At 61.4% G+C, this 1592-nt stretch carries 2 protein-coding genes; one reads left to right on the top strand and one right to left on the bottom strand.

Going from position 1 to position 1592, the window contains the following annotated elements; all coding sequences use genetic code 11:
* The first annotated feature begins 116 nt into the window (after window positions 1-116).
* The gene (locus tag I5W_RS01075; protein WP_017450787.1) at window positions 117-881 is read left to right on the top strand and encodes an SAM-dependent methyltransferase; all 765 of its coding nucleotides are present in this window, start codon (window positions 117-119) and stop codon (window positions 879-881) included.
* 76 nt (window positions 882-957) lie between these two features.
* On the opposite strand, the gene I5W_RS01070 is transcribed toward I5W_RS01075, so the two are convergent.
* Window positions 958-1592 (bottom strand): S49 family peptidase (locus I5W_RS01070; protein WP_044527859.1); only part of this gene is annotated, 635 nt, incomplete at its 5' end.

The following is a 1592-nucleotide window of genomic DNA, read 5'->3' as shown; positions in this document are numbered from 1 at the left end:
GATAATGGGGCGCGCATTACATTTTGATGACAGCCTGCAACCTGTAGAATGGCGGCTCGATAACGCCGTGGTGCGTTGCACATATTATTTTATACAATTTATCCCATTTTCCTTCCATGCCCGGCATTCTTTACCTGGTTCCCAATACGCTGGGAAGCACCGAGCTTCCCGCCGACACGGATGCTGCGCATCCGCTGGAGGCCATCATTCCGCGCCAGGTGCAGGCCATCGCCGCGCGCCTGGATTATTTCGTGGCCGAGAACGCCAAGACCACGCGCGCCTTCCTCAAACTGTTGGGCAGCAACACGCCGCTGACCAAGCCCATCCAGGAAATCCAGATCAGCGAGCTCAACGTCAACACGCCTGCAACCGCCCTGCCCGCCTTGCTGGCGCCGCTGCTGGCAGGTCGCGACGGCGGCCTGATCTCGGAAGCCGGGGTGCCGGCAGTGGCCGACCCGGGTGCCAACCTGGTGCGACTGGCGCATCAGCATGGCATCCAGGTGCGACCGCTGGTGGGGCCATCCTCGCTCTTGCTGGCGGTGATGGCCAGCGGATTGAATGGCCAGAGCTTCGCCTTCAACGGCTATCTGCCCACCGATGCTGAAGCACGCGCCAAGCGCATCCGCCAATTGGAAGATCGTTCCCGCAAGGAGAAACAGACCCAGTTGCTGATCGAAACGCCTTATCGCAACGGCGCCATGCTGGAAGCACTGGCGCAGGCTTGCCAGCCAGGCACGCTGATCTGCGTGGCCACCGATCTGTCGCTGCCCAGCGAAAGCGTGCGCACCCAGACCGCCGCGCAATGGAAGGCGGCACTGGCGGCGCACAAGGCCCCGGACTTCCACAAGAAGCCGACCGTGTTCCTGCTGCTGGCCGAATAAACCCTCACACCGCCATCAAGAAAAAAAGGCCGATTGCATCAGCAACCGGCCTTTTGCATAGGAGCTGCGGAGTGCCTTAGCGCAACTGCGACAGCGGAGCCGACATCATGGTCTTGGCAAAACCGGCGCCGAAGGCTACGCCGAATTTCTTCAACACGCGCTCGGAGAGGTTCTCGGTCTGGGTGTAATCGACCACGTCCTCGGCCTTGATGACATCACGCGCCACGCTGTCGACGGTGCCGAAGCCATCGGCCAGACCCAGCTCGACCGCCTTGGAACCGGTCCACACCAGGCCCGAGAAGGTATCCGGGGTTTCCTTCAGACGCGTGCCACGGCCCTGGCGCACCACTTCGATGAACTGTTGGTGGATCTCCTCCAGCATCGACAGGGCGTATTCGCGCTGCTTGGGGCTCTGCGGGCTGAACGGGTCGAGGAAGCTCTTGTTCTCGCCGGCCGTGAGCAGACGACGTTCCACGCCCAGCTTATCCATCAAGCCGGTGAAACCGAAGCCATCCATGAGCACGCCTACCGAACCGATCAGGCTGGCCTTGTTGACGAAGATCTTGTCGGCTGCCACCGCAATGTAATAGCCACCGGAAGCGCACATTTCTTCGACCACCACGTAGATCGGCTTCTTGGGGTATTGCTTGCGCAGGCGGGTGATTTCATCGTTGATCATGCCGGCCTGCACCGGGCTGCCGCCGGGGCTGT

Source organism: Herbaspirillum sp. B65, from assembly GCF_000333555.1.
In the GTDB taxonomy this organism is placed as follows: domain Bacteria; phylum Pseudomonadota; class Gammaproteobacteria; order Burkholderiales; family Burkholderiaceae_D; genus Herbaspirillum; species Herbaspirillum rubrisubalbicans.
The sequence above is the reverse complement of the archived record's forward strand: the minus strand, read 5'-3'. Positions and strand labels throughout refer to the sequence as shown.

Excerpts from the sequence above, each read along its gene's own strand:
- I5W_RS01075 (WP_017450787.1), top strand. The coding sequence starts at position 117 with ATGCCCGGCATTCTTTACCTGGTTCCCAATACGCTGGGAAGCACCGAG.